20 protein-coding genes are annotated in these 23507 nt (G+C 33.6%); 19 read left to right on the plus strand and 1 reads right to left on the minus strand.

The window, feature by feature from the left end; translation table 11 throughout:
- The first annotated feature begins 26 nt into the window (after nt 1-26).
- From I0Q91_RS00980 to I0Q91_RS01005, 6 genes are all read left to right on the plus strand, one after another.
- A complete protein-coding gene (locus I0Q91_RS00980; protein WP_270452279.1) occupies nt 27-923 on the plus strand; it encodes an aldo/keto reductase in 897 nt (298 codons plus the stop codon).
- 130 nt (nt 924-1053) lie between these two features.
- A complete protein-coding gene (locus I0Q91_RS00985) occupies nt 1054-2388 on the plus strand; it encodes a mechanosensitive ion channel family protein (RefSeq protein ID WP_270452280.1) in 1335 nt (444 codons plus the stop codon).
- A complete protein-coding gene (locus tag I0Q91_RS00990; RefSeq protein WP_270452281.1) occupies nt 2388-3158 on the plus strand; it encodes a YdcF family protein in 771 nt (256 codons plus the stop codon). Before I0Q91_RS00985 ends, I0Q91_RS00990 begins: the two co-directional genes overlap by 1 nt.
- Nucleotides 3159-3204: 46 nt before the next feature.
- Nucleotides 3205-3468, plus strand: a complete 264-nt coding sequence (locus I0Q91_RS00995; RefSeq protein ID WP_270452282.1) for a hypothetical protein — start codon at nt 3205-3207, stop codon at nt 3466-3468.
- 90 nt (nt 3469-3558) lie between these two features.
- Nucleotides 3559-5379, plus strand: coding sequence for an OmpA family protein (locus tag I0Q91_RS14375; protein ID WP_270452283.1), 1821 nt, complete (start codon nt 3559-3561; stop codon nt 5377-5379).
- 118 nt (nt 5380-5497) lie between these two features.
- Nucleotides 5498-5707 carry a heavy-metal-associated domain-containing protein gene (locus tag I0Q91_RS01005; protein ID WP_270452284.1) on the plus strand — a complete coding sequence of 70 codons (210 nt, stop codon included), beginning with the start codon at nt 5498-5500 and terminating at the stop codon, nt 5705-5707.
- A 49-nt stretch (nt 5708-5756) separates the two neighbouring features.
- On the opposite strand, the gene I0Q91_RS01010 is transcribed toward I0Q91_RS01005, so the two are convergent.
- A complete protein-coding gene (locus I0Q91_RS01010; RefSeq protein WP_270452285.1) occupies nt 5757-6428 on the minus strand; it encodes a TVP38/TMEM64 family protein in 672 nt (223 codons plus the stop codon).
- A 175-nt stretch (nt 6429-6603) separates the two neighbouring features.
- On the opposite strand from I0Q91_RS01010, the gene I0Q91_RS01015 reads away from it, so the two are divergent.
- From I0Q91_RS01015 to I0Q91_RS01075, 13 genes are all read left to right on the plus strand, one after another.
- Nucleotides 6604-7227 (plus strand): cyclase family protein, encoded by a 624-nt coding sequence (locus tag I0Q91_RS01015; RefSeq protein WP_270452286.1) that lies wholly within the window; start codon nt 6604-6606, stop codon nt 7225-7227.
- Between the two features lie 56 nt (nt 7228-7283).
- Nucleotides 7284-9608, plus strand: a complete 2325-nt coding sequence (locus tag I0Q91_RS01020) for an alpha amylase N-terminal ig-like domain-containing protein (protein ID WP_270452287.1) — start codon at nt 7284-7286, stop codon at nt 9606-9608.
- A 252-nt stretch (nt 9609-9860) separates the two neighbouring features.
- Entirely contained in the window at nt 9861-10802 is a 942-nt protein-coding gene (locus I0Q91_RS01025; protein WP_270452288.1) for an aspartate carbamoyltransferase catalytic subunit, read from the plus strand.
- Nucleotides 10786-12084: a dihydroorotase gene (locus tag I0Q91_RS01030; RefSeq protein WP_270452289.1), complete on the plus strand. Its 1299-nt coding sequence runs from the start codon at nt 10786-10788 to the stop codon at nt 12082-12084. The genes I0Q91_RS01025 and I0Q91_RS01030 overlap by 17 nt, the downstream gene beginning before the upstream one ends.
- Entirely contained in the window at nt 12068-13033 is a 966-nt protein-coding gene (gene pyrF, locus I0Q91_RS01035) for an orotidine-5'-phosphate decarboxylase (RefSeq protein WP_270452290.1), read from the plus strand. Before I0Q91_RS01030 ends, pyrF begins: the two co-directional genes overlap by 17 nt.
- Nucleotides 13026-13802: a dihydroorotate dehydrogenase electron transfer subunit gene (locus tag I0Q91_RS14380; protein ID WP_270452291.1), complete on the plus strand. Its 777-nt coding sequence runs from the start codon at nt 13026-13028 to the stop codon at nt 13800-13802. Before pyrF ends, I0Q91_RS14380 begins: the two co-directional genes overlap by 8 nt.
- Nucleotides 13792-14727 (plus strand): dihydroorotate dehydrogenase, encoded by a 936-nt coding sequence (locus I0Q91_RS01045; RefSeq protein WP_270452292.1) that lies wholly within the window; start codon nt 13792-13794, stop codon nt 14725-14727. Before I0Q91_RS14380 ends, I0Q91_RS01045 begins: the two co-directional genes overlap by 11 nt.
- On the plus strand, nt 14724-15299 hold the full coding sequence (gene pyrE / locus I0Q91_RS01050) for an orotate phosphoribosyltransferase (RefSeq protein WP_270452293.1): 576 nt from the start codon (nt 14724-14726) through the stop codon (nt 15297-15299). Before I0Q91_RS01045 ends, pyrE begins: the two co-directional genes overlap by 4 nt.
- Nucleotides 15300-15371: 72 nt before the next feature.
- Nucleotides 15372-16592: an aspartate kinase gene (locus tag I0Q91_RS01055; RefSeq protein ID WP_270452294.1), complete on the plus strand. Its 1221-nt coding sequence runs from the start codon at nt 15372-15374 to the stop codon at nt 16590-16592.
- An 85-nt stretch (nt 16593-16677) separates the two neighbouring features.
- A complete protein-coding gene (locus I0Q91_RS01060; protein ID WP_270452295.1) occupies nt 16678-17895 on the plus strand; it encodes a CD0519/CD1768 family membrane protein in 1218 nt (405 codons plus the stop codon).
- Nucleotides 17896-17995: 100 nt separating this feature from the next.
- Complete coding sequence (locus I0Q91_RS01065) at nt 17996-22054, plus strand: DUF445 family protein (RefSeq protein ID WP_270452296.1); 4059 nt, start codon at nt 17996-17998, stop codon at nt 22052-22054.
- Between the two features lie 73 nt (nt 22055-22127).
- Entirely contained in the window at nt 22128-22829 is a 702-nt protein-coding gene (locus tag I0Q91_RS01070) for a metal-dependent hydrolase (protein ID WP_270452297.1), read from the plus strand.
- A 28-nt stretch (nt 22830-22857) separates the two neighbouring features.
- Nucleotides 22858-23499 carry a nitroreductase family protein gene (locus I0Q91_RS01075; protein ID WP_270452298.1) on the plus strand — a complete coding sequence of 214 codons (642 nt, stop codon included), beginning with the start codon at nt 22858-22860 and terminating at the stop codon, nt 23497-23499.
- Nucleotides 23500-23507: the final 8 nt, after the last annotated feature.

Below are 23507 nucleotides of genomic sequence, written 5' to 3' on the forward strand. Positions count from 1 at the left end.
TTAATTCAAAGCGGGAGGGCTAATTTATGAGAGATAGAAGAAGTTTTTTAAAGGATATGCTGGCCCGGACTTATAATCTGAATTCAAAGAAAAGGGTTCTTGGTAAAACTGGAGAAGAGATCAATCTAATAAGTCTTGGTGGAGAGATAACTGTTGCAGATTCAGAAAAGCAGGAAGAAGCAATTGAAATAATAAATAGGGCTATTGATTTAGGTGTTAATTATATTGATACAGCCCCGGCATATAAAGATGGCGATAGTGAATCAAATATTGGAAAGGTAATGAAAAATAGAAGAGACGAGGTTTTTCTGGCCAGCAAGACCCATAAGCGGAGTTATTCAGGTACAATGGAATTGATTGAAAGATCATTGAATAGGTTGCAGACTGATTATCTGGATCTCTATCAGGTTCATAATGTGAGAACTGAAGAGGATTTATCAGAAATGTTTTCTAAGGATGGAGTTATTAAAGCTCTTGAAGAATTAAAAGATCAGGGTGTTATTAGAAACTTAGGAATAACTGGTCATAAAGATCCTGAGATATTATTAAAGGGTATTCAGGAATTTGATTTTGATACTGCTTTGATTTCTATGAATGCTGCAGATATTCATTATAAACCTTTTCAGGAAGTTTTGCTAGAAGAATTAATTGAAAGAAATATTGGGATTATTGGCATGAAAACTCTTGGGAGAGGTAAATTAGTTCCTGAGGGTGGACTGGATTCTATTAAAGAAGCTTTATATTATGTCTGGAGCCTTCCTCTTACGACAACTATTATCGGTATTGGGAGTATTGAAGAGCTTGAAGAAAATATTGAGCTTGCTAGAGAATTTGAACCGCTATCTGTAGATGAGATGGTTGAGATAGAAGCAAAGACAGAAAAATTTGAAGAAAAAGGTAATTTCTTTAAATATGACTGGTAGGGTAAAGAAATAGTTTGATGTATATTTGGCCGGCAGAATTTTTGCCGGCTATTTTTTAATATTTGCAGGACTTATTGATACTTTGCTAGAATAATAAATTAAGATGATTTATTGAATGGAGGGATTTAATTTGCCAGCAGAATTTATGGGACTATTAGATGATATAATTTCCTGGATAGAGATAGAGATCTTTGCTTTACATAATTTGATTTCACTTGGTGTTTTGGTTATACTGGCTGGAATTATATATTTATTTAAAACTAAAATTCGAGATAAAGGCAGGTTGATATTAAACTCAGTGCCATTTAATCTACCGCCAGGCTGGCCTGCTTTCTGGGATGAGATTTCTTATAGATTTGGCCTTTCTATTTTTGTATTATTTTATAATTTAATTGCAGCTGTCTTGAATTTACCTATAGCATTAACTTTAATAGCAGGATACTTACTTGTAGCCTGGTTGATTATAAGGACTATTACCTGGTTATTGCCAACAACTGTCTGGGTCCGTCTGATATCTTATTTGATCTGGATAATTGCTGTTTTAAATATAATTGGCTTATATGATCTTTTTGTTGCCTTCTTTGAAGATTTAGAAGTTAGTCTTGGCAATTTTCAGATCTCGCTGATGATGATTATCAGAGGAGTAATAATACTAGGAATTTTCTTCTGGATAGCCAGTTGGTCTGAAAAATATTTTCGGAGGAGACTTCAAAGATCTAATAGTTTAACACCTTCAGTTAGGGTTTTAGTGCAGAAGACAATTAGGGTTGTATTATATGCAGCGGCTTTAGTGTTTGCTTTAAGTAGTATCGGGATTGATCTTAGTGCATTTGCATTTCTCGGTGGTGCTATTGGTGTTGGTTTAGGTTTTGGGCTACAGAAAATTGTATCTAATTTTATTAGTGGTATAATAATTGTTTTAGATAAGTCTATTAAACCAGGTGATGTTATTGAGATAGGAGAAGTTTTTGGTAGTGTTAAAACTTTAAATACCAGGTTTGTCTCTGTAGTCACTCTGGCAGGCAAGGAATATTTGATTCCGAATGAAAGTTTTATTACTAATGAGGTTATTAACTGGTCTTATAGTGATGATTTAGTCCGTCTTGATACAACTGTTGGGGTTGGCTATGATAGTGATTTAAAACAAGTACAAAATCTTATATTACAGACAATGAATCATAATGATAGAATAATCAAAGATCCTGAGCCAGTTTGCCTACTTAAAGAATTTAATGATAATACAGTTGATTTTGAATTGAGGTTCTGGATTGAAGATCCAGCAAAAGGAGTTGCCAATATTAAAAGCGAGGTTTTAATGGAGGTGTGGGATTTACTTGCTGAAAATGATGTGAATATTGCTTTTCCACAAAGAGATCTTCATTTTGAATCTTTTTCTGCTGAAGCTGTCGAATCATTAAAGGAAATTTTTAATAATTCTAAAAATCAGGATAGTAGTGATAGTTAATGGCTAAATTAATTTTATCTCCTTTATTTATTGTTTTGTTTTTAAATATTATTCTAGGATTTTATGGTTTACTTAAGTTTGATATTAGAGAAAAAGGTGGAAAATTTGTTTTATTGACTTTTATCATACTGAGCTTAGTTCTGGGTATTGTAAGTACTCCAGCTGTATCTGTTTTAATTGCAAGACCACTTGAAACTCCTTATGGATATTCAGAATTACTTTTGCCAGCGGATAATATAAAGGCGGTAACAGTTTTAAGTGGAGGAATATATCAGGGGCCTGCTAAGGAATTTGAATTGCCTGGTGATTCAACAATTCAGAGGGTTAATCGAGGGGTCAAATTTTTCCTTGATAGTGAGGCAGAATATCTGATAATGCAGGGTCGATTAAGTGAAGGCCCTGGAAATAGGATGGTTCAATTAATGGCAGAGCAGGCTATTCGCCTTGGAGTTGATGAGGATAAAATAATACTTGAGCATGAATCAACCAATACAATGGAGCATCCTTATTTTTTAAGGAATTTAAATTTAATTGCTCAGGATGCTGAGCTTGCTGTTGTTACATCTGCCTGGCATCTAAGAAGATCAGAACTGGCATTTAATAATTATTATGAGAATATATCACCTGTACCTGCAGAATTTATTTCCTATAATCTTCCAGGGGGTATTTATAATTTCTTCCCTCAGGTTAGTGGTTTAAGAAGGTCAACGAGGGCTATTCATGAATATATAGGTATGATCTGGTATTACTTAAGACTAAATTACTATTAAATAATCTTTCCTTCCTGACGATAATATATTAAAGGAGGGGCTAACATTGGAAATTAATAATCTGGCTGGTATTGATGAAAAGGGTATTTCTGATGAATATAGAGAACAATTAAAGAGAGCAGGTAGAGATGTTAGGCTGGAAACTGTTCAGAAAGAAAATGCCAGAAGAGTCTCTGATCTTTCAAGGTCTGATAAATTAAATTCAGCCGATAAAGAGAAGGTATTTTCTTTAATAATAAGGCAGGAATTTAAGTTTTATAATACAAAATGGTTCAGACTTGATCCGAGTGAAATAGACATAAGAATTTAGTATTAATGATTGATTATTTTTAAGTCTTTAGATATAATATATTTATAATTTACAGAATTTTTTATAATTTATCTTTAAAAACATATGGAGGTGAGTTTTATCGAAAACAAAGATTTTGCAGAGAGATTAAAGGAAAATAAAGTTGCAATTATTATTTTTATAATAGCTGTAATAGCAGTAATCTTTCTGGCAAGTAATATGATTACCAGTCAACAGGAAGCTGAAGAACTTCAAACAGAATTAACTGAAACCCGAGAAAGGTTAGAAACTGATAAAGAACAAATCCAGCAGGAACTTGAAAATTATCAGGAAGAACTTGAGGTTGTTCTGGCTGAAAGAGAACAACTTCAGGATGAACTTAATGATCTTGAGGCTGAGCTAGATGAACTTCAATCTAGACTAAGCGATGAGCAACAGAGTTTTGAAAATGAAATAAGTAGGCTAAATGAAGAACTAGCTGAAAAAAATTCAGAAATTGAAGATCTGGAAAATCAACTTGCTGAAATAGAAGAAGAAAAAACTATAGAAGCAACTGAATGGCAAGAAGAAAGGGAGACTTTAATCGCTGAGAGAGCTGAATTAAGGGTCGAGCTTGAAGAATATGAAGAAATGGAAGAAAGAATTATTGAACTTGAATCAGAAAAGGATATTTTATTAGATGAGCTAGAGCAATCTGAAAATAGAATTTCTGATTTAGAAACTGACTTGAATCAATTGGAAGAAGAAATGGAGACTAAAGTAGCAGAACTTGAAAATGAGATCAGTTTGAAAGATGAAGAAATACGAGAGCTTCAAGATGAGAGAGGGAGTTTAATAGCAGAAAGAGCTGAATTAAGGGTAGAGCTTGAGGAATATCAAGACCTTAATGAAAGGATAGATGAAATTGAGGAAGAAAATAGAACTCTTGCAGAAGATTTAGCTGATTCAGAGGAACAGATTTTAGATTATGAAGAACAGTTACAGGAACTTCAGTCTGAAAGAGATAGCTTGGTTGCAGAACTTGCTGAGTTAAGAGTTGAGCTAGAAGATTATTCTGATTCCTCAGAAGAAATTTCTAGACTCGAAGAAGAGATAAAACAGTTAGAAGATGAACTTGAAAATAGTCAGGAGAAGATTTCTGATTTAGAGATAGAACTTGAAGATTTACATGCAGAAAGAGATAGTTTAATTGCAGAAAGAGCTGAATTAAGGGTTGCGCTTGAAGAGTGTGAAGATTCTACAGCCAGGATTGAAGAGCTGGAAGAAGAAAAATCCAGGCTGGAATCAGAACTTGAAGATAGTGAAGAATTATTAACTAGAATAGATGAATTGGAAGAAGAAAAGTCTGAATTAGAACAACTAGTTGAAAGTCTAGAAAGAGAATTAGCAGAGGAATCAGAGGTTGTAGATGTTGAGTTAACTGAGCTTCAAGAAAACATATATGCTGAAATGGAAGAAGAATTTGAAGATTATCTTGATGACTGGCAGGCAGAAATTTTACCTGGCCAATTGATCATTAGATTTAATGAACTTTATACTAAGTTTGCCACAGGAAGTAGCCAGTTAACAGAGGAATTCCAGGATATAATTGCTGATTTCTTTCCAAGGTATTTAGATATTTTACTTGCTTCTGAATACAGTGAACAGATTGCTGAGATTAGGATTGATGGTCATGCATCCAGCGAATGGTTGGGAACTGATGATGAAATTGAGGCATATAAAAATAATTTGAATTTATCTCAGGACAGAGCTTATAATACATTGGAATATTGTCTTTCTTTAACAGAGGTTTCAGAAGAATTTGAGTGGCTGAAAAATAGATTAATATCTACTGGTATGTCTTCAAGTAATCCAGTTTATATTGATGGCGAAGAAGATAAAGAGCAGTCGAGAAGAGTTGAATTTAGAATTATAACTACAATTGAAGATTAAATCTTATATTTTATTAAACCGTCCTGGAATAGGGCGGTTTATATTTGACAGTTTTAAAGTTGATTGATAAAATAAAGTTAAATGATACCCGAAAGGGGTATAAAGGAGTGGAAATATAATGGAGAAAACAGTAATAGTAAAAGGAATGACCTGTGAACATTGTGCCGGACGTGTCAAAAACGAGCTTGAAAAGATTGATGGTGTGCTATCGGCAGATGTTAGTGCTGATGCAGATAATGCTATTATTCAACTTGAGGAAGAGGTTGATTATGGTCTTTTAAGAAAAGCAGTGGAAAAAGCTGGTTATAATTTTGTTGAAATTAATTAATATATGATAAAGAAACCCTCAGTCTAAGAAACCTGGGGGTTTTTAATATCTATTCAGTTTGAAGGCTATTTTTCTCCTGGCCATTGTTTTTGTCATGAATTTGAAATAACTTTAGGGCTGCAAGCCAGATTAATATAGCCCCTACAAAAACAGCAACATCAATTGGGGAAATTGGATTAATAACAGCATTACCTATTAAAGTAAAGATTAATAATTTTGGCATAACCCCCATTATTGAAGCTAAAATATATTCAATATAATTGTTTCCAGTAGCCCCTAAGACCAGGCTTACTGGCTCTGGCATCATAGGAGCTAATCTTAAGAAAAAAGCAACTTTTATATTATTACTGGACCTGTAAGATAATATTTCATCAAATTTAGGATATTTAGAGACTATACTTTCAACCAGGTCTGTGCCTAGAAAGTAACCATATAAATATGTTAGTGAAAATTCAATTGTTACACCGAGTATACTGAGAAGTGCAGCAGGAATTATTGGTAGAATCATTCCTGAGGATATAAAGATTAAGAATAATGGCAAAAAGAAAAAAAGTGATTTTAGTGTAAAGGTACCAAGGATAATTAATGAAGCAACCATAATATTTTCAACATCATTAACCATTTCCTGTATCTGCAAGGCTTGGATGTCATCCCAGAATAAATATAATGCAATGAACATTAATGATGCGATAAGTATTTTAAAACCTGTTTTTTTAAACATCAAAAATACCACCTTAATTAACTTCAATAAATTTGGGTCTTAAATAAACCTGTAACTAATTATAATAAAATTCTTTGTATTTCACAAGTCAAATACTTAATTCTTTGTTTTAATATGCTATAATATTAGATGAAAGATAATTTTATCAAAATATAATTACTGGAGGGAATAGATTTTGAAATTGTATGATATAACCTTAGCCTTAGATGAAAATTTACCTGGATGGCCGGATCATGATTCTTATGAATTGAAATATTTAAAGGAGATAGAAAAGGAAGATCGTTGTAACTTGTGTGAGATTAAGACTTCAACTCATTTTGGAACACATATAGATGCTCCTGGACATTATGTAGATGGAGGTAAAAAGCTTGTAGACTTAGATTTAGATCTTTTGATTGGTGATGTTCTTGTTATTGAAGTTGAAGGCTCTGAAAACATTAAAGTTTCAGATCTTGAAGGAAAAGTACCTGATGAAACAAGAAGATTAATTGTTAAAACAGCAAATAGTGATTTTATTGGAGATGACGTTTTCCATGAAGAATATCAGTCATTTACTCCTGAGGCGATGAGCTGGCTACTTAAAAAAGGTGTTAAACTTTTAGGTATTGATTATTTTTCTATAGCTCCATTTAATGATTTAATAGAACCCCATGAAATATTTTTAGGTGCTGGAGATACTATTGCTCTGGAAGGTGTTGATCTTAGAGAGATTAAACCAGGGAATTATGAGCTGATTTGCTTACCCATAAAGATTGCAGGAGCCTATGGAGCACCGGTAAGGGCAGTTTTAAGAAAATAAAATAACTGGGGGCGATTAAAATTATTAAAAGAAATATTAAATTATCAGTTCCGGTTTTGGCGTTAATAATAACTTTTTTTATTGGTTTTCATGCTCAGGCTATAACAGAACCTGAACCTGGGTTGATTGAGGTTGAATTTAGTTATGAACCGCCAATTGCTGTAGATGAAGTTTATCTGGCTGGAGAATTTAATGATTGGAATCCACAAAGAACATTAATGGAAGAAGAAGATGGGGTTTATAGAATAACTGTTCATCTTGAGCCTGGGGAATATGAATATAAGTTTGTCATAGACGGAACTAATTGGCAGACACCAGAAGATGCAGATGACTATGCTCCAGATGGGTTTGGTGGCGAAAATGCTGTGATTAGAGTTGGCGAAGTTGATGATGCCCCTGAAGGGCCTGGTTCCAGGGGAGATGGAGAGATTACTAAAGATCTTTTACATCATAATAATAGTGATCATCGTTATTTTAATCTAATGACTGATAATAAGTTTTCTTTTAGGTTTCAGACTAGAAAAGAAGAAGTAGAAGAGGTAAAGGTTCATATATTAGATGTTAATAATGAGAGAATAGAAGAGCTTAAGCCTTTTATGATATATGAAAATGGTGAATATTATAGAGCAGTTACCGAAATTGACTACGATAAATTTAGTTATGTCTTTGAAATTATAGATGGTTCAAATACTTTATATTATGGTGAAGAGGCTGGTCAAGAATTTGATGATGTAGAACCTATATCAGTTGATCTTTCTGAGTTAGATGTATTTGAAACTCCAGAATGGTCTTATGATGCTATTTTTTATCAGATCTTCCCTGATCGTTTTGCTAAAGGGAGCTCAGATAATGATCCCCGTAAAATAGAACTTTATCAGGATGTGGAAACCCGTCATGAGAGTTATATTCCAGATTGGGATCAGGGGATAGCAGCTTCAGATGATCCTGTATTAGGTCCTGATGGGGTTGTAGATGGAGATAACTCAATTCATCCTGAAGCCGGATATTTTGCTTATTATGGCGGAGATCTATTAGGTGTCGAAGAAAAGATTCCTTATTTAGAGGATTTAGGAATAAATGCTATCTATTTTAATCCTATTTTTAAAGCAAGTGCGTATCATAGATATAATACAGCTGGTTTTGAGTATATTGATGAGAGCCTGGTTTATTATGGTGACCAGGAGGGTTCCCAGGAATTCTTTGTAAATTTAGTTGAAAAACTTGATTCTATTGGAATTAAAGTAATACTTGATGGAGTTTTTAATCATGTAGGTTATGAACACTGGGCTTTTCAGGATGTTGTAGAGCATGGCGAAGATTCTGAATATGTTGACTGGTTTAATATCCATGACTTTCCAGTAATCCCTTTATATGAACAGAGTGAAACTGTTGAGCCAAATTATGATGCCTGGTGGGGTTATGGTCACATGCCTGAGTTGAATTTAAATAATCCGGAGGTAAAAGAATATATTTTTGAAATAACTGAACAGTGGCTTGATGCTGGCATAGCTGGCTGGAGGCTTGATGTGCCAATGGATGTAAAGGGAACTAACCCTGATTTCTGGAAAGAATGGCGTGATTTTGTAAAAAGTTATGATGAGGATATTTATTTAACTGGCGAGGTCTGGGGAAATGCCAGAGATTATCTTGAAGGCGATGAGTTTGATGCTGTCATGAATTATCGTTTTAGAGATGCAGTTAATAACTTTACAGGTCAGGGAAGAATAACAGCAGATGAATTCCACCATCAGATGATGAGGCTATTTTTCGATTACCCAGAGCAGGCTGTTTATTCATTACAGAACTTACTAGGAAGCCATGATACTCAGCGATATTTAACTATGCTTGATGGGGATAAAGATCGCTTTGCCTTAAGTAAATTACTTCAATTTACTTATCCAGGTGCTCCAATGATCTATTATGGTGATGAGATAGCTATGGAAGGTTCAGAAGATCCTGATAATCGGAGAACAATGATCTGGGAGGATCGGGGTTATGTAAGTCCTGATCAGGAAATGAAAGAATATGTTAGGGGCCTTATAGCTATGAGAAATGAGCATGAAGCTTTAAGAAAGGGGACCATTCAATTAGTAGATTTAGATGACCCTGAGATATATGCTTTCTTAAGAGAATATCAAGATGATTTACTTTTAGTTCTTATCAATAATAGTGCTGAAGATAAAGAAGTTAGAATAAAATCTGAGCAATTAGATTCCAGTTATAGTAAAGTAGGGATGGAGAATACTTCAAGAAATAATGAGATTGAATTAAGCTCTTCGGCCTATTCTGATATCTATCAGGGAGGTAATCATCTCTTTATTAATGATATATTAAGAGTTGATATTCCTGCACTGGACGGTGCTGTAATTAAGCTTAAGTAAAAATATATTGGAGAAAATTCGTTACTGGCTCTTTACAAAAGAATTTTTATCTGATATGGTTAGTATAACTGAATAAAATCAACTTTTAAACCGGTCCTGTGAGGCTGGAAAAGGTCTTAACTTAATTACAGAAAACTTTGGGAAAAGTATAGCTGTAATTCCTCGCATAATAACCTCTCTGCCGGTTGGTGGAGAGGTTTTTTTATGTAATTTCCAGACTGATAGGCCGTCCCAAAATTCAATGGAGGTGGCTTGATGTTAAAGCAGAAAGATTTTATTGATCTCGAAGGATTAACAGATGAAGAGATTTATGGAATTCTTGAGACGGCAAGTTCGATGAAAGATATTTTTACCAGGTCAGTTAAAAAGGTTCCCACTCTTAGAGGAAAGACTGTTGTTAATTTATTTTTTGAACCTAGCACAAGAACAAAATCTTCTTTTGATCTTGCAGCTAAAAGATTAAGTGCAGATGTAATGAGTATTTCAAAGAAGGCCAGCAGTGTTGTTAAAGGAGAAACTTTACTTGATACGGCTAGAACAATGGAGGTTATGGCAGCTGATGTAGTTGTTGTAAGACATAGTCATCCAGGGGCAGCAAAATATTTAGGTGATAACTTACAGGCTGCAGTATTAAATGCAGGTGATGGCCCTCATGCTCATCCAACACAGGCATTACTTGATATCTTTACAATCTGGGATAAGCTTGGAGAACTGAAAGGGAAGAAGATATTAATAATTGGAGATATTGCTCACTCCAGAGTCGCCAGGTCAAATATCTGGGGATTATTAGCCCTTGGAGCTGAAATAAGGCTCTGTGGACCAGCAACTCTTATTCCAATGGGAATCGAACAGGCTGGTGTTAAAGTTTATCAGGATGTAGATGAAGCATTAAAAGGTGTAGATGCTGTGAATATTTTAAGAATTCAACTGGAAAGACAGGAGCGGGGATTATTCCCATCTCTTAGAGAATATAGATACTTATATGGTATAAATAAGGAGAGGCAGAAAAGTTTAAAACCTGAAGCTTTAGTAATGCACCCTGGTCCAATGAATCGTGGGGTTGAGATAGAATCAAATGTTGCTGATAGTAAACAGTCTGTAATAACTGAACAGGTGGCTAATGGAGTAGCCATTAGAATGGCTCTACTGTATCTTCTGGCCGGTAAGGAGGTAAAGCATGAAGCTCTTGCTTAAAAATGGTTGTCCCGTAGATTCCAGAAATGAATTGCCTGAAAAGGTTGATATTTTAATAGAAAATAATAAAATCGTGAAAATTGCTGAAAATATAGATGAGAATGATACGGAAATTATTAATTTAGATGGAACGAAAGTTTTACCTGGCTTGATAGATATGCATGTTCATTTAAGAGAGCCAGGCTATGAAGAAAAAGAGACAATTAAGACTGGATGTGAAGCGGCTGCAGCTGGAGGTATTACTACAGTAGCGGCAATGCCAAATACAGATCCAATAGCCGATAATCCAGCGACTATTGAGTTGATTAAGGCTAGAGCTCAGGAGGCACTGGTTGATGTTGTGCCATTAGGCTCTATTACAAAAGGCAGTTCAGGTAAAGAGTTAGCTGAGATTGGTTTTCTTTCAAGATCAGGCGTTAAAGGGGTTACTGATGATGGAAATCCTGTGATGGATAGTGAAGTAATGAGGCGGGCAATGGAATACTCAAGGCCCTTTGATCTACCTATTATAAGTCACTGTGAAGATTTAAATCTAGCAGCAGAAGGGGTAATGCATGAAGGATTTTATTCTACAAAGCTTGGCTTAAAGCCGATACCTGCAGCTGCAGAAGAAGTTATGATTGCAAGGGATATTGCCCTGGCTGATCTAACAGGAGCCAGACTCCATATTGCTCACTTAAGTACTGCTAGAGGTTTTGAACTTGTAAAGGCAGCCAGAGAGAATGGAATAAAAGTTACAGCTGAAGTTACTCCTCACCATTTAACTTTAACTGATGCAGATTTACAGGAATATAATACTGCTATGAAAGTTAATCCACCACTTAGATCAGTAGATGACAGAGATACATTGATAAAAGCAGTGAAAGATGGACAGCTTTCTGTTATTGCAACAGATCATGCTCCCCATACCTACGAAGAGAAAATGGGGACGATCGATTCAGCAGCATTTGGAATTTCTGGATTAGAAACAGCCCTATCTGTCCTCCATCATTATTTAATTAGAAAGGGTAACTTAGACTGGAATCAGATAATTGAATTAATGTATTATAATCCAGCAGAAATATTAAGATTAGATAAAGAGGGCTTAAAAATTGGTTCAATTGCTGATCTAACTATCTTTGCTGAAAATGAGAGCTGGACTGTTGATACTGATAAATTTAAGTCCCTGGGTAAGCATTCTCCTTATAATGGTCAGGAATTAACTGGAACTGTAAAGCTGACTATAAAAGATGGTAAGATAATTTATGATAATAGAGGTGGTCAGGGTGAACTTATTTATTGATCGACTTATAACAAAAATGAAAGAAAAAGATAGTCGGATATGTGTTGGTCTTGATCCTCATATAGATCAGATCCCTGAATATCTAATGCTTGAAGCTGGTGCTAGAGAAGCTAATAATCAAACTAAATATCTTGAGGCAGCAGCTCATGCAGTTAAAGATTTTAATAAGGTCATTATAGAAAATATCAAACCATTTTCTGCAGTCGTAAAACCCCAGCTTGCTTTTTATGAGCAGCTTGGTCTCCCAGGCTTAAAGGCTTTTAAGGAGACTGTTAAATTTGCCAGAGAGTCAGGTTTAATGGTTATTGTTGATGGCAAAAGAAATGATATTGGAAGCTCTGCTAAAGGTTATTATAATGCTTATTTAAATAAGGAAAATGACAGTAATAAACCTGCTTTAGGTTTTGTTAAAGCAGATGCCCTGACAATAAATCCGTATTTAGGGTTTGAGGGAGTTGAACCCTTTTTAGAAAATGAGGAGGCCGGGATTTTTGGTTTGTTGAGAACATCTAATCCTGGGGCTGAAAAGATTCAGAATTTAATGATGGCCTCTGGTAAAAGGTTTTATGAGGAGCTGGCCTTGATGTTTGAAAAATGGGGTGAGGATTACTGTGGCGAAATGGGATATAGCAATTTAGGAGCAGTTGTGGGAGCAACCTGCCCTGAAGAATTAGCTGAATTAAGAAAATTAATGCCCCGAACTTTCTTTTTGATTCCTGGATATGGTGCTCAAGGTGGCGGAGCCGATGATGTTGTTGCCGGGTTTGATAGCAACGGTTGCGGAGGCATAGTTAATTCTGCCCGTTCAATTATCTTTGCTTATAGAAAAGAATTATATAAAGACAAATACAAAGAGAAAGAATTTGGTTTAGCGGCAGCTGAAGCTGCTGAGAAAATGCAAATAGATATTAATCAGGCATTGGAAAAAGCAGGTGTTATTAATGGCTAAAGTATTAAGCAACAAACCTTTAGCAGATAAGATATTTTTATTAAAAGTCAGGTTTAAAGATGGGATAAATGTTAAACCTGGCCAGTTTTTTAATATTAAAGTTTGTAGTGAAGAGAGCTATGATCCTCTGTTACGGAGGCCTTTATCAGTATTTGATTTTGATGAGGATAATAATGAGGTTAGCTTTGTTTATGAAATAAAGGGCAGAGGAACAAGGGCTTTAAGCAATTATATTAAAGGAGATTCTCTGGATATACACGGACCATTAGGAAATGGTTTTACAGTTGATTTTAATAATAAGAAATTAATTTTAGCCGGTGGAGGTATGGGAATTGTTCCATTATTTTATCTTGCGAAATATATAGAGGCTAATAATGATTTAACTCTATGCCTGGGAGCAGCAAATAAAGAAGTTTTAAAACCGCTGGCAGATTATTTTGCTAATATTGCAGTCGAATTAAAACTTTCTACAGATGATGGTAGTTTTGGTAGCCAGGGTACTATTTCCTGCTTGCTTAATAATAGCAGCCTGGGAAAGGAAGTAGAATATGATTATTTATTTGGATGCGGCCCTGAGCCAATGCTGGGATGGTTACAGAGCTGGTTGCATGAAGAAGAGATTTCTGGTGAGTTTTCATTAGAAGAAAGAATGGCCTGTGGAAATGGACTCTGTCTATCATGTAGTTGCAAAACTAATGATGGGAACAAAAGGCTATGTAAGGAAGGGCCTGTATTACCGGCCAGTGAGGTGATGTTAGGTGGATTATAAAATTGATTTAAAGACTGAATTAGGCTCGTTACAACTTGAATCACCGGTTATGACTGCATCAGGTACCTGTGGCTTTGGAAGAGAACTTACTGATTTTTATGAATTAAATGAGCTTGGTGGTTTGATTGTTAAAGGTATAACTGTTGATCCCAGGGAGGGTAATCCAACGCCAAGAATAGCTGAGACAGCTGCAGGGCTAATCAATTCTATTGGTTTGGAAAATCCTGGCCTTGATGGTTTTATTAAAGAAGAATTACCGTTTTTAAAGTCAGTAAATACAAAGGTTTTAGTTAATATTTCTGGACATTCTTTAGATGATTTTAAAAAACTAGCAGCAGGTCTGGCAAAACAAGAAGGAATTGGTGGAATTGAAGTTAATGTATCCTGTCCAAACATTAAAGGAGGGGGACTTGCTTTTGGTACAGATCCAGAATTAGTTTTCAAGATAACTGATTTAGTCAGAAAAGAATATAATGGATTTGTCATGGTCAAGTTAACCCCAAATGTAAGCAATATAATCCCGGTGGCTAAATCAGCAGCTGAAGGTGGGGCAGATGCCCTGGCTGTAGCCAATACTCTTCCAGGGATGAAAATAGATATTGAAAGTCAGAGTCCAGTACTGGCTACAGGATCTGGTGGGCTTTCTGGACCTGCAATTAAGCCAGTTGCATTAAGATTGGTTTATGAAATTGTTAAACATGATATTCTGCCTGTTTTAGGGTTAGGTGGCATTATGACAGCAGATGATGCTATTGAGTATCTTTTAGCCGGAGCAAGGGCTGTTGGGGTTGGGACTGCAACGCTTATCGATCCATATGCACCTATTAGAATTAAAACTGGTATTGCAGAATACTTAAATAAGAATAATTTTGAGAATTTACAGGAAATAATTGGACTGGCTCATAAAAAGGGGGCTAATTTATGATTAATCAAAAAGAAGTAATTAAAATTTTAAAAGAAAGTGAAGCATTACTTGAAGGACATTTTCTATTAAGCTCTGGAAGACATGCTGAAAGTTATATACAGTGTGCTCAGGTTCTGCAGTATCCCTGGTATACTAAAGAATTAGCAGAAGGTATTGCAGATATCTGGTCAGAGTATCAGCCTGAAATTGTTATTGGGCCGGCAATGGGGGGAGTCGTTCTTTCTTATGCAGTTGGCCAGGCTTTAAACCGACCTGCTATTTTTAGTGAGAGAAAAGATGGGGAGATGAAATTTAGAAGAGGATTTAATTTAGAAAAAGGTCAGAGGGTTTTAGTGGTTGAAGATGTTGTTACTACTGGAGGTTCAGTTAAAGAATTATTAAAAATCATCGAAGAAACAGGTGCTGAGATTATTGGCATTAGTTCAATAGTAGATAGAAGTAATGGGAAAGTTGATTTTAAATATCCATTTCAACCTTTATTACAATTAGAGGTTCCTTCATATGATGAAAAAGATTGTCCAATCTGTAAAGAAGGAAAAATTGCTCCTTCTAAACCTGGAAGTAGAAATTAAAACTTTATTTTAAGCTGTCGATGTGATAAATTAAATAGAAATAACCCATGACTTCCAGGAGGATATAAGATAATGAATATTATAGTTCAAAAATATGGTGGCAGCTCAGTAGGTACCACAGAAAAAATTAAAAGAGTGGCTGAAGAAATCAAAAAAAGCAAAGAGGAATCTAATGAAATTGTTGTAATTGTTTCAGCAATGGGAGATACAACTGATGAGTTGCTAGAATTAGCAGGAGCTGTTACAAATAAGCCTGATTCTAGAGAGCTAGATATGTTATTAAATACAGGCGAGCAGGTTTCAATAGCTTTATTGACAATGGCTCTGCAAGATTTAGGGTGTAAAGCTGTTTCGTTAACAGGTGCTCAACTTCATTTAGAAACAACTTCAAGTCATCAGAAAGCAAGAATTAAAGATATTGATTTATCCAGAATAAAAAAAGAATTGAACCAGGGAAGAATTGTTGTGGTTGCTGGTTTTCAGGGAGTTACTGATGATGAGGAATATACAACTTTAGGCCGTGGCGGTAGCGATACTTCTGCTGTGGCACTTGCTGCTAAGTTAGATGCTAGATGTGAAATCTATACTGACGTTGAGGGTATTTATACCTGTGATCCCAGGCTTTTGCCTGGAGCGAAAAAGTTGAATCATACATCCTATGAAGAATTGATAGAGATGGCAAGCTTAGGTGCAGAGGTCATTCATCCCAGAGCAGTTGAACTAGCTCAAAAATACCAGGTGCCCCTTTATATTGCTGAAAGCTGTTCGAAGGCAGAGGGAACTATTATTAATGGTAATATTGATTATCTGGAAGCAAGTCTTGTAACAGGTATAGCTGTTAATAGAGATGATATTCAGATAACGTTGAGAGATTTGGAGGCTGATAGCTATATTTTAGCTGAAGTTTTCAACTCTTTAGCAGAAGCTGAAATTAATGTTGATATGATTTCCCAGTTACTTGATAAATCAGGTAGAATGAATTTAAGTTTTACGATTCCTGAAATGGATATAGAAAAGGCTAGAGAGCTGATTGCCTTTTATCGAAAAGACTGGGGAGTATCTGATTGGTGGATTAGGTCAGAAGTTGTTAAAGTTTCTGTTGTAGGGCCGGGTATGAGAACTCAACCTGGTGTGGCAGCAAAAGTCTTTAAATTATTAGCTCAATCAGAGATTCCAATTTTAATGGTAACTACTTCAGAAATTAAAATCTCCTGGTTAGTACCAGCAGGATATGAAGAAGAGGCTGTAAAAGTTATTGGATATAATTTTGGTTTAACTTTAGAAAAAGATTAAATTTTTCCTTGCAGTAATCAATGTTTATAGGATATAATAAAAGTGTTGATTTTCACAAAACTTTGATCCTGCAAGGAGGAGAATAATGTCAGTTAATAAAACTGGTAAATTCAAAAAAAAATATGATGACTTAGGTGATAATAAAAATAAGTTGCCTTTTTTATATTTTTTAGTTGATTATCTCGATACTATATTATTTTTGTCAATAATAACTGTATTTTTTGGCTATACAGGCAGTATAATGGGGATTGATAATCTATTTTCAACTTTATTTAATACTTCCTATGAATTATTAATAGATACTGTTTTTTATATTATGGCGATAGCAGTTTTAGCTGGTGCATTTGGTAAGATGGCTTCAGAATTTAGAGTGATAAAATTATTAAATTTTATATTTGCACCGTTAATGAAACCGCTATATAAATTACCTGGGGTTTCATTTTTAGGGATTGTTACGACTTATTTATCTGATAATCCTGCAATAATTTCCCTGGCTAAAGAGGATGATTATCTTGGGTATTTTAAAGAGGAAGATATCCCTCTGCTTTGCAATTTAGGGACAGCTTTTGGTATGGGATTAATTCTGACAACATTTATGGCTGGTCTGGGATTTTTCAAAGAGGCATTAATTGGTAATGTCGGAGCAGTTGCCGGTAGTATAGTTAGTGTCAGGTTAATGCGTTATCAAATCAAAAAGAAACCTGTTGATGATAATGAACTCAAAGTCATTGAAACCAGTAATGTTTCAAAGGATAAGTTTAATCAGGCTGAGGACAACAAGGGCTTAAATAATTTTTTTGAAAGGCTTTTATCAGCAATGCTTGAAGGTGGAAAACAGGGGGTAGAGATTGGTTTAAGTATAATTCCTGGCGTTTTAGTAATATGTACTTTAATTATGGTTCTTACTTTTGGTCCAGCAGATCCATCTGCGGGCTTTCAGGGAGAAGCATTTGAAGGGGTCAGACTTCTTCCAAGAATAGGGGAATTACTTTCACCTATATTAAGACCTTTACTTGGCTTTTCAAGCCCTGAAGCTATTGCTTTTCCAATAACTGCACTTGGTGCTGTTGGAGCAGCTTTAAGTTTAATTCCTACATTTTTATCCAGTGGGCTAATATCAGGCCATGAAATTGCGGTTTTTACTGCTATAGGTATGTGCTGGAGTGGATTTTTAAGTACTCATGTGGCAATGTTAGATGCTTTAAATAGAAGGCCTTTAATATCAAGAGCAATCTTTAGCCATTTTTGTGGTGGAATAATGGCTGGTATTACAGCTAATCTATTATTTAGGTTATTAGCTTGATTAATATAATTTACAGTAGTACAATATAATTAGAACTTTTTAGTGATTATTTGAGTGGGCATAGGCTGTCCACTTTTATTTATTATCAGGGGGAATTTTTGTGGGCTTATTAAATCTATTCTTAAATATAATAGCAGGTGCAGCAAATGGATATATAACAAATGATGTTGCTGTTAAAATGTTATTTCAAAAGATTGGCCCCTTTGGAGGAGTACTTGAAAAGACCCGTGAAGAGTTTATATATAATTTGAGTGAACTGGTTGAAAGAGAAATTATCAATCATGATACCCTGGCAGGAGAAATAAATAATAAAGAGTTTAAAGAAAACCTTGTTATATTAATAGAAGATTTTCTTATGAATGAATTACCAGAGGTTATAAGTGATATAAAGTTATCGGATTTACCTGAAGTTGAATCAACCAAAGATGGTTTTGTTGAAATATTATCTGATGAAGATATGATTTTTGACTTATTGATTAGTATATCTAAAAATACCAGTTTTGATCAATTTATTAGTTATAAGCAGTTTGATAACATTTTCAAAGAATTTCTTTTAATTCTTGCAGAACTTACTAATGATGAAGAATTAATGAATGAATATGTTGATTTTATAAGGGGATTTTTATTGGATATAAAAGTAAAAGATTCTGAGTATGGAGTATTGATTGATGATTTTCAAGAAGAATTAATTAAAAATGAGGTTGAAATAAAAAGAGCTTTAAATTCTTTAATAAAAGAACTGGGTATTAGAAAGATAATAGAAACTAAATTACATGAAGTTTATGAAAGACCTTTAGATTCTATTATTAATGATTTTAGAAAAGAAAATGAAGAAACAGACTTTGGCATAATGGATAATATTTATGAATTTTTGATAAGCCCGGAAGGTAAAGAGTTAGGAGTTGAAGTTAGCTCTGCTTTTATTAATTCATTAGAAAAAGTTAACCTGACATTACCAGAAATATTTGGAGAAACATGGGATGAAGAGTTGACACCTTTATTAGCAAATGAATTGCCAGTTATAATTCATGAATTTTTAAAATGGTTACAGGAACATAAAGATGAACTGGAAGATTTAGTGGATGAAACAATTGGAGAAATATTAGAGAATAATAGAGGTTTAAAAAATAATTTAAAACAGGTTTTATATAAGGCTTTATCAGGAAAAGTAGCCTCGAGATATGGTTTGATCGGTAGATTGCTTAAATCATTTTCTGAAGATGATAATTTAGATAAAATAGCATTCGAACTGGCAGAAAAAATCAGGGTAGTCCTATCAAATAGGGAATTAGGCTGGTATGTTAGCAGAATTAATAAATTAGAATTAGGAGATGCCGGCGATTGGTATGATAAAATAATTAATATAATTTATAAATGGTTTAAAAATAGCCCCTCTAACAAAGTATATACTAGTTTATCTTTAAAAAACATTTTAGGTCCTGCGCCACTGCAACTTTTTATTAACCAAATTGATAATTTAATGATTAATTTGATAACTGGATTTTTCCAAGGTGAAAGATTCAAAGAATTTATGATTGAGTTTTTAAATGAAATAGATATTTATAAGTGGTTAAAGAATTTTGTTATAAACATTGATTTTAAAAGTATTTTAAGGGGCAAAAATTTTGAGGACTTAAGTTTTAAACTTTATGAAAAGTCTGGAACTTATAATTTAGATTCTATAATACCAGATCAAACCTATTCTAATTTATCAAGAAAAATTAGTTTTCATATAAATAATAGAGTTAATGATATTTTTGATCAATATAGTTCAGAAGAAATTAACGATATCTTAGATAAAACAAAGTTGAGTAATAGTTATCACCAAATTGCAGACAAGTTAGCAAATTCATTGATAGATATGGCAGAAAATAATCTTGATCAATTATTATCAGGCAAAATAAGCCAGGTTGTATCTGATAATTTAATAGATTTATCTGCAGAAGATATGAGAGAAGTGGTTGAAGGTTTTATAGGGAAAGAGCTTAAACCGTTGACTTATTTTGGAGGAATGCTTGGAGGCTTAGCAGGGTTAATATTAAATATTTTTGGTGGAGGTATTTTCTCTGGTGCAGGCATTACCTCTATCTTACCAGCTATGCTTTTATTTGGATTTGTTGGCTATATAACTAACGTTATAGCTATCTGGATGATTTTTAGGCCATATAAACCTGTAAGCTTAGCCGGTAAAAAGATGCCCTTTACACCTGGTTTGTTTGCAAGGAATCAGGATAGATTTGCAGAAACATTAGGTGATTTTGTTCAAAACGAATTACTGGAACCATATCGAATAAATAGATTATTGAAAGAAGATAGAGATGAATACCAGAAAGCTTTTAAGGAAAATATAATAGATAAAGACTATAGAAGATTAAGAGCAATTTTAAAGCTTTTAAGCTCAGATTTTGCATTAAAAATTTCAGAAAAAATTACAGATAAATTTGAATTTATTATTAATAGTAATCTTGAATTGTTAGTACAGGAATTTAATAATTTAGAGTTTAGTTCAGATGAAATAAATAATTTTTTAAGAGATTTTTTTAGTGAATTTATAAATACTGATGGGAAAATTGCAGCTTATTTATCAAAATTACTTGAATCGATTTTGAATAATGATAACAATTTGAGCTTGTATTTTGATAAAGATTTTATGAATGAAATAACAAAAAATTTAGTAGATGATATTTTTGATCAAATAAAATATGATTTTAATTCAGAAGAAATGTTTTTAGATTTTACTAATTTCAAAAAGGATTATCGAATTGAGATGTTAATCAAAGATTATTTCTCAAATAAATCATTAAAAGAAATTTTTCCATTAAGTACCCGGAGGAGTTTAAATAATTTTATTACAGATTATGTCTTAAACATTATAAGAAGTGGTGGATTAATTAAACTTATTTCAAATTTGAAAATTAAGGATAGATCAGCAGGTGAAAATGAGAGAGCTTTTAAATTAAGCCTTGATAAATTTCTTACTGATGAATATAGCTCTATCCAAATATTTATTATTGAAAGAATAATAGGATTAATAAAATCATATAGAGGACAGCTTAAAGAATTTTCTACTGAGATTTTAGAAGAGGAATTAATAGCGGGAGATGAAGAAAGTAATTGGTTATCACAGGCATTGTTTAGAGGTGCCTATCGATTTACTGGTAGTAAAGAGACAGTTGATGAATTAGTTGATATTCTAATAGATGAAAAATTGCCTTATTTTATTTATGAAAATCAAAAAGAATTAGAAAATAATTTTAGGCCTTTGATTTTTAACGGAATAAATAGACTGGCAAAAAATTTCTGGGACTTAACTAACAGGGATGACTGGCAAATATTGATAGATAAATTATTTGTCAGGCCTGAACTAGCAAGAACAATCACAGTATACACTAAAGAATTTATTGCTAATTGCTGGAATATAAGACTCCCGGAATTTGAATTTGATTTTGCTGATTCAGAGAGGAATTATGAAGACTTTTTAAATGATTTTAAAAACAGGTTGGTTTTTAATATAATAGATAATGAGCAGGTATCTAAAAATCATATTATCAATCTTTTTGAAATAATATCTGGTTCTATTTTTAATAGTCAAAGCCCTGCCGTAATTTTTAGCTCTCTGACAGGCTTGAATCCCTTAAATAAAGGCAATTTAAAGCGGATTATACAGCCAATAATTGAAAAAAGGAATAATGAAATTAAAATGGTTTCAGATAATACAATAAAAACAATAGCGAATATAGAAAAACTAAAAAGCCCAACTAATTTGTTTATAGAGGAAGAATTAATTGATGACATTCTTGCTATGAGTAAAATTATATCAAAAAATCATGAACTAGAACTTTCTATAATAGATTCACTTGATAATTATATTTCTAATGAAGCAGGCCATTTAAATCGATATTTTTCTGTTGAGACAATAAATCATTTATCTGATTATTTTATTGAAGCAGGCTTTAATAGTCTAGAAAATCATTTTCAATCATTACTTAATTCCATTGCAATTAAAGATGTTGCTATAAATCAGGTACAATTAATGGAAGCAGAGGCTATTGAGGATTTATTTAATAGTTTTGCCGGTTCGTATCTTATTAGACTTAAAATGTATGGCTGGTCAGGATCAGTTTTTGGATTATTAACTGGTTTAATTACTGGCATCTAAGATTAATAATTAGTACTTTATAGCAGGATTAATTATATTTATCAAGAAATAATTATAAAGGGAGGCGATTATTATGGCAACTAAAGTAAGATGGTTAGGACATGCTTTTTTTGAAATAACGACTCAACATGATAAGACAATATTGATTGATCCTTACATTGAAGAGAATCCTGCAACTCCAGAAGGTGTTATACCAGATGAAGCTGACATGATTCTAATTACTCATGACCATTTTGATCATCTTGAATCTGTAGCATCTTTATTAGGTCCTGAAGGTATAATCTTTGCTCAACCTGAAATTATAACTAAAATTCAAAATGAAAACCCGGAATTAGAAGATAGTAATTTTGTTAATGAAGGTATTGGTATGAATATTGGTGGCACTGTTGAGCATGAAGGAATAAAAATAACTATGGTACAGGCCTTCCATTCATCAGGTGAAGGAAGTCCGGCTGGTTTTGTAATTAGATTGACCGATGGAAAGACAATTTATTATGCAGGAGATACTGGCGTATTCTCAAGTATGGAACTGTTTAACGAACTTTATGATATCAACCTTGCTTTATTGCCAATAGGATCTGTTTTTACAATGGATCCTGCTCAAGCAGCTGTTGCTACTCGCTTGTTGCAAGCTGATGTTGTAATACCCATGCATTATGGCACTTTCCCAATTCTTGTTGAGAGTGCAGATAGTTTTATTGAGATGGTTAAGAGAGAAGCCCCGGAAACAGTAGTAGAACCGATTAATCCTGGAGAGAGCTATTTATTAAAATAAAAAGAGATAATTAGGGAGATGGCATTTTATGAGTCAGTCAAAATTACCTCAAATAGATTACTTTGATGTATTAAATAATAGGCGTTCAGTCTTTTCTTTTGATCCTGATAAAGACTTAGAGGATGATTTACTCCGGAAAATAATTAATAAAGCAACATTAGCACCTTCCAGTTATAATCTTCAGCCCTGGAGAGTTTTAGCTGTAAAGAGCCAGAGGATGAGAGAGAAAGTTTATGAAAAAGCCTGTTCTCAGCAAAAAGTCTTAGATGCACCGGTTTTATTAGTTGTTTTAGGAGATAAAGATGGTTATTTCAGGGAAAATCCTGCCTGGGAAGTGAAAAAAGAGTTAGGAAAAGTGGATGAGGATAAGATAGAAAAGATCATAAAGCATAATGATAATGTAACCTATAACACTCCAGAAAAAAAACTAGCATTTGCTATTAGAAATAGTTCTTTATTAGCAATGTCAATAATGCTTACAGCTAAAGCATTTGGAGTTGATACTCATCCAATGATTGGTTTTAAGCCAGATAAAATTAGGGAGATATTTGAGATTGAAGATAAAATAGAAATCAATATGTTGATTTCAGTTGGCTATCATGACTCTACACACCAATTAAAGCCCAGGGAAGAAAGGCTTAGTTATGAACAGATAGTTACTGAATATTAAATTGTAAA

Origin of the sequence: Halonatronomonas betaini, from assembly GCF_015666175.1 — a bacterium.
In the GTDB taxonomy this organism is placed as follows: domain Bacteria; phylum Bacillota; class Halanaerobiia; order Halanaerobiales; family Halarsenatibacteraceae; genus Halonatronomonas; species Halonatronomonas betaini.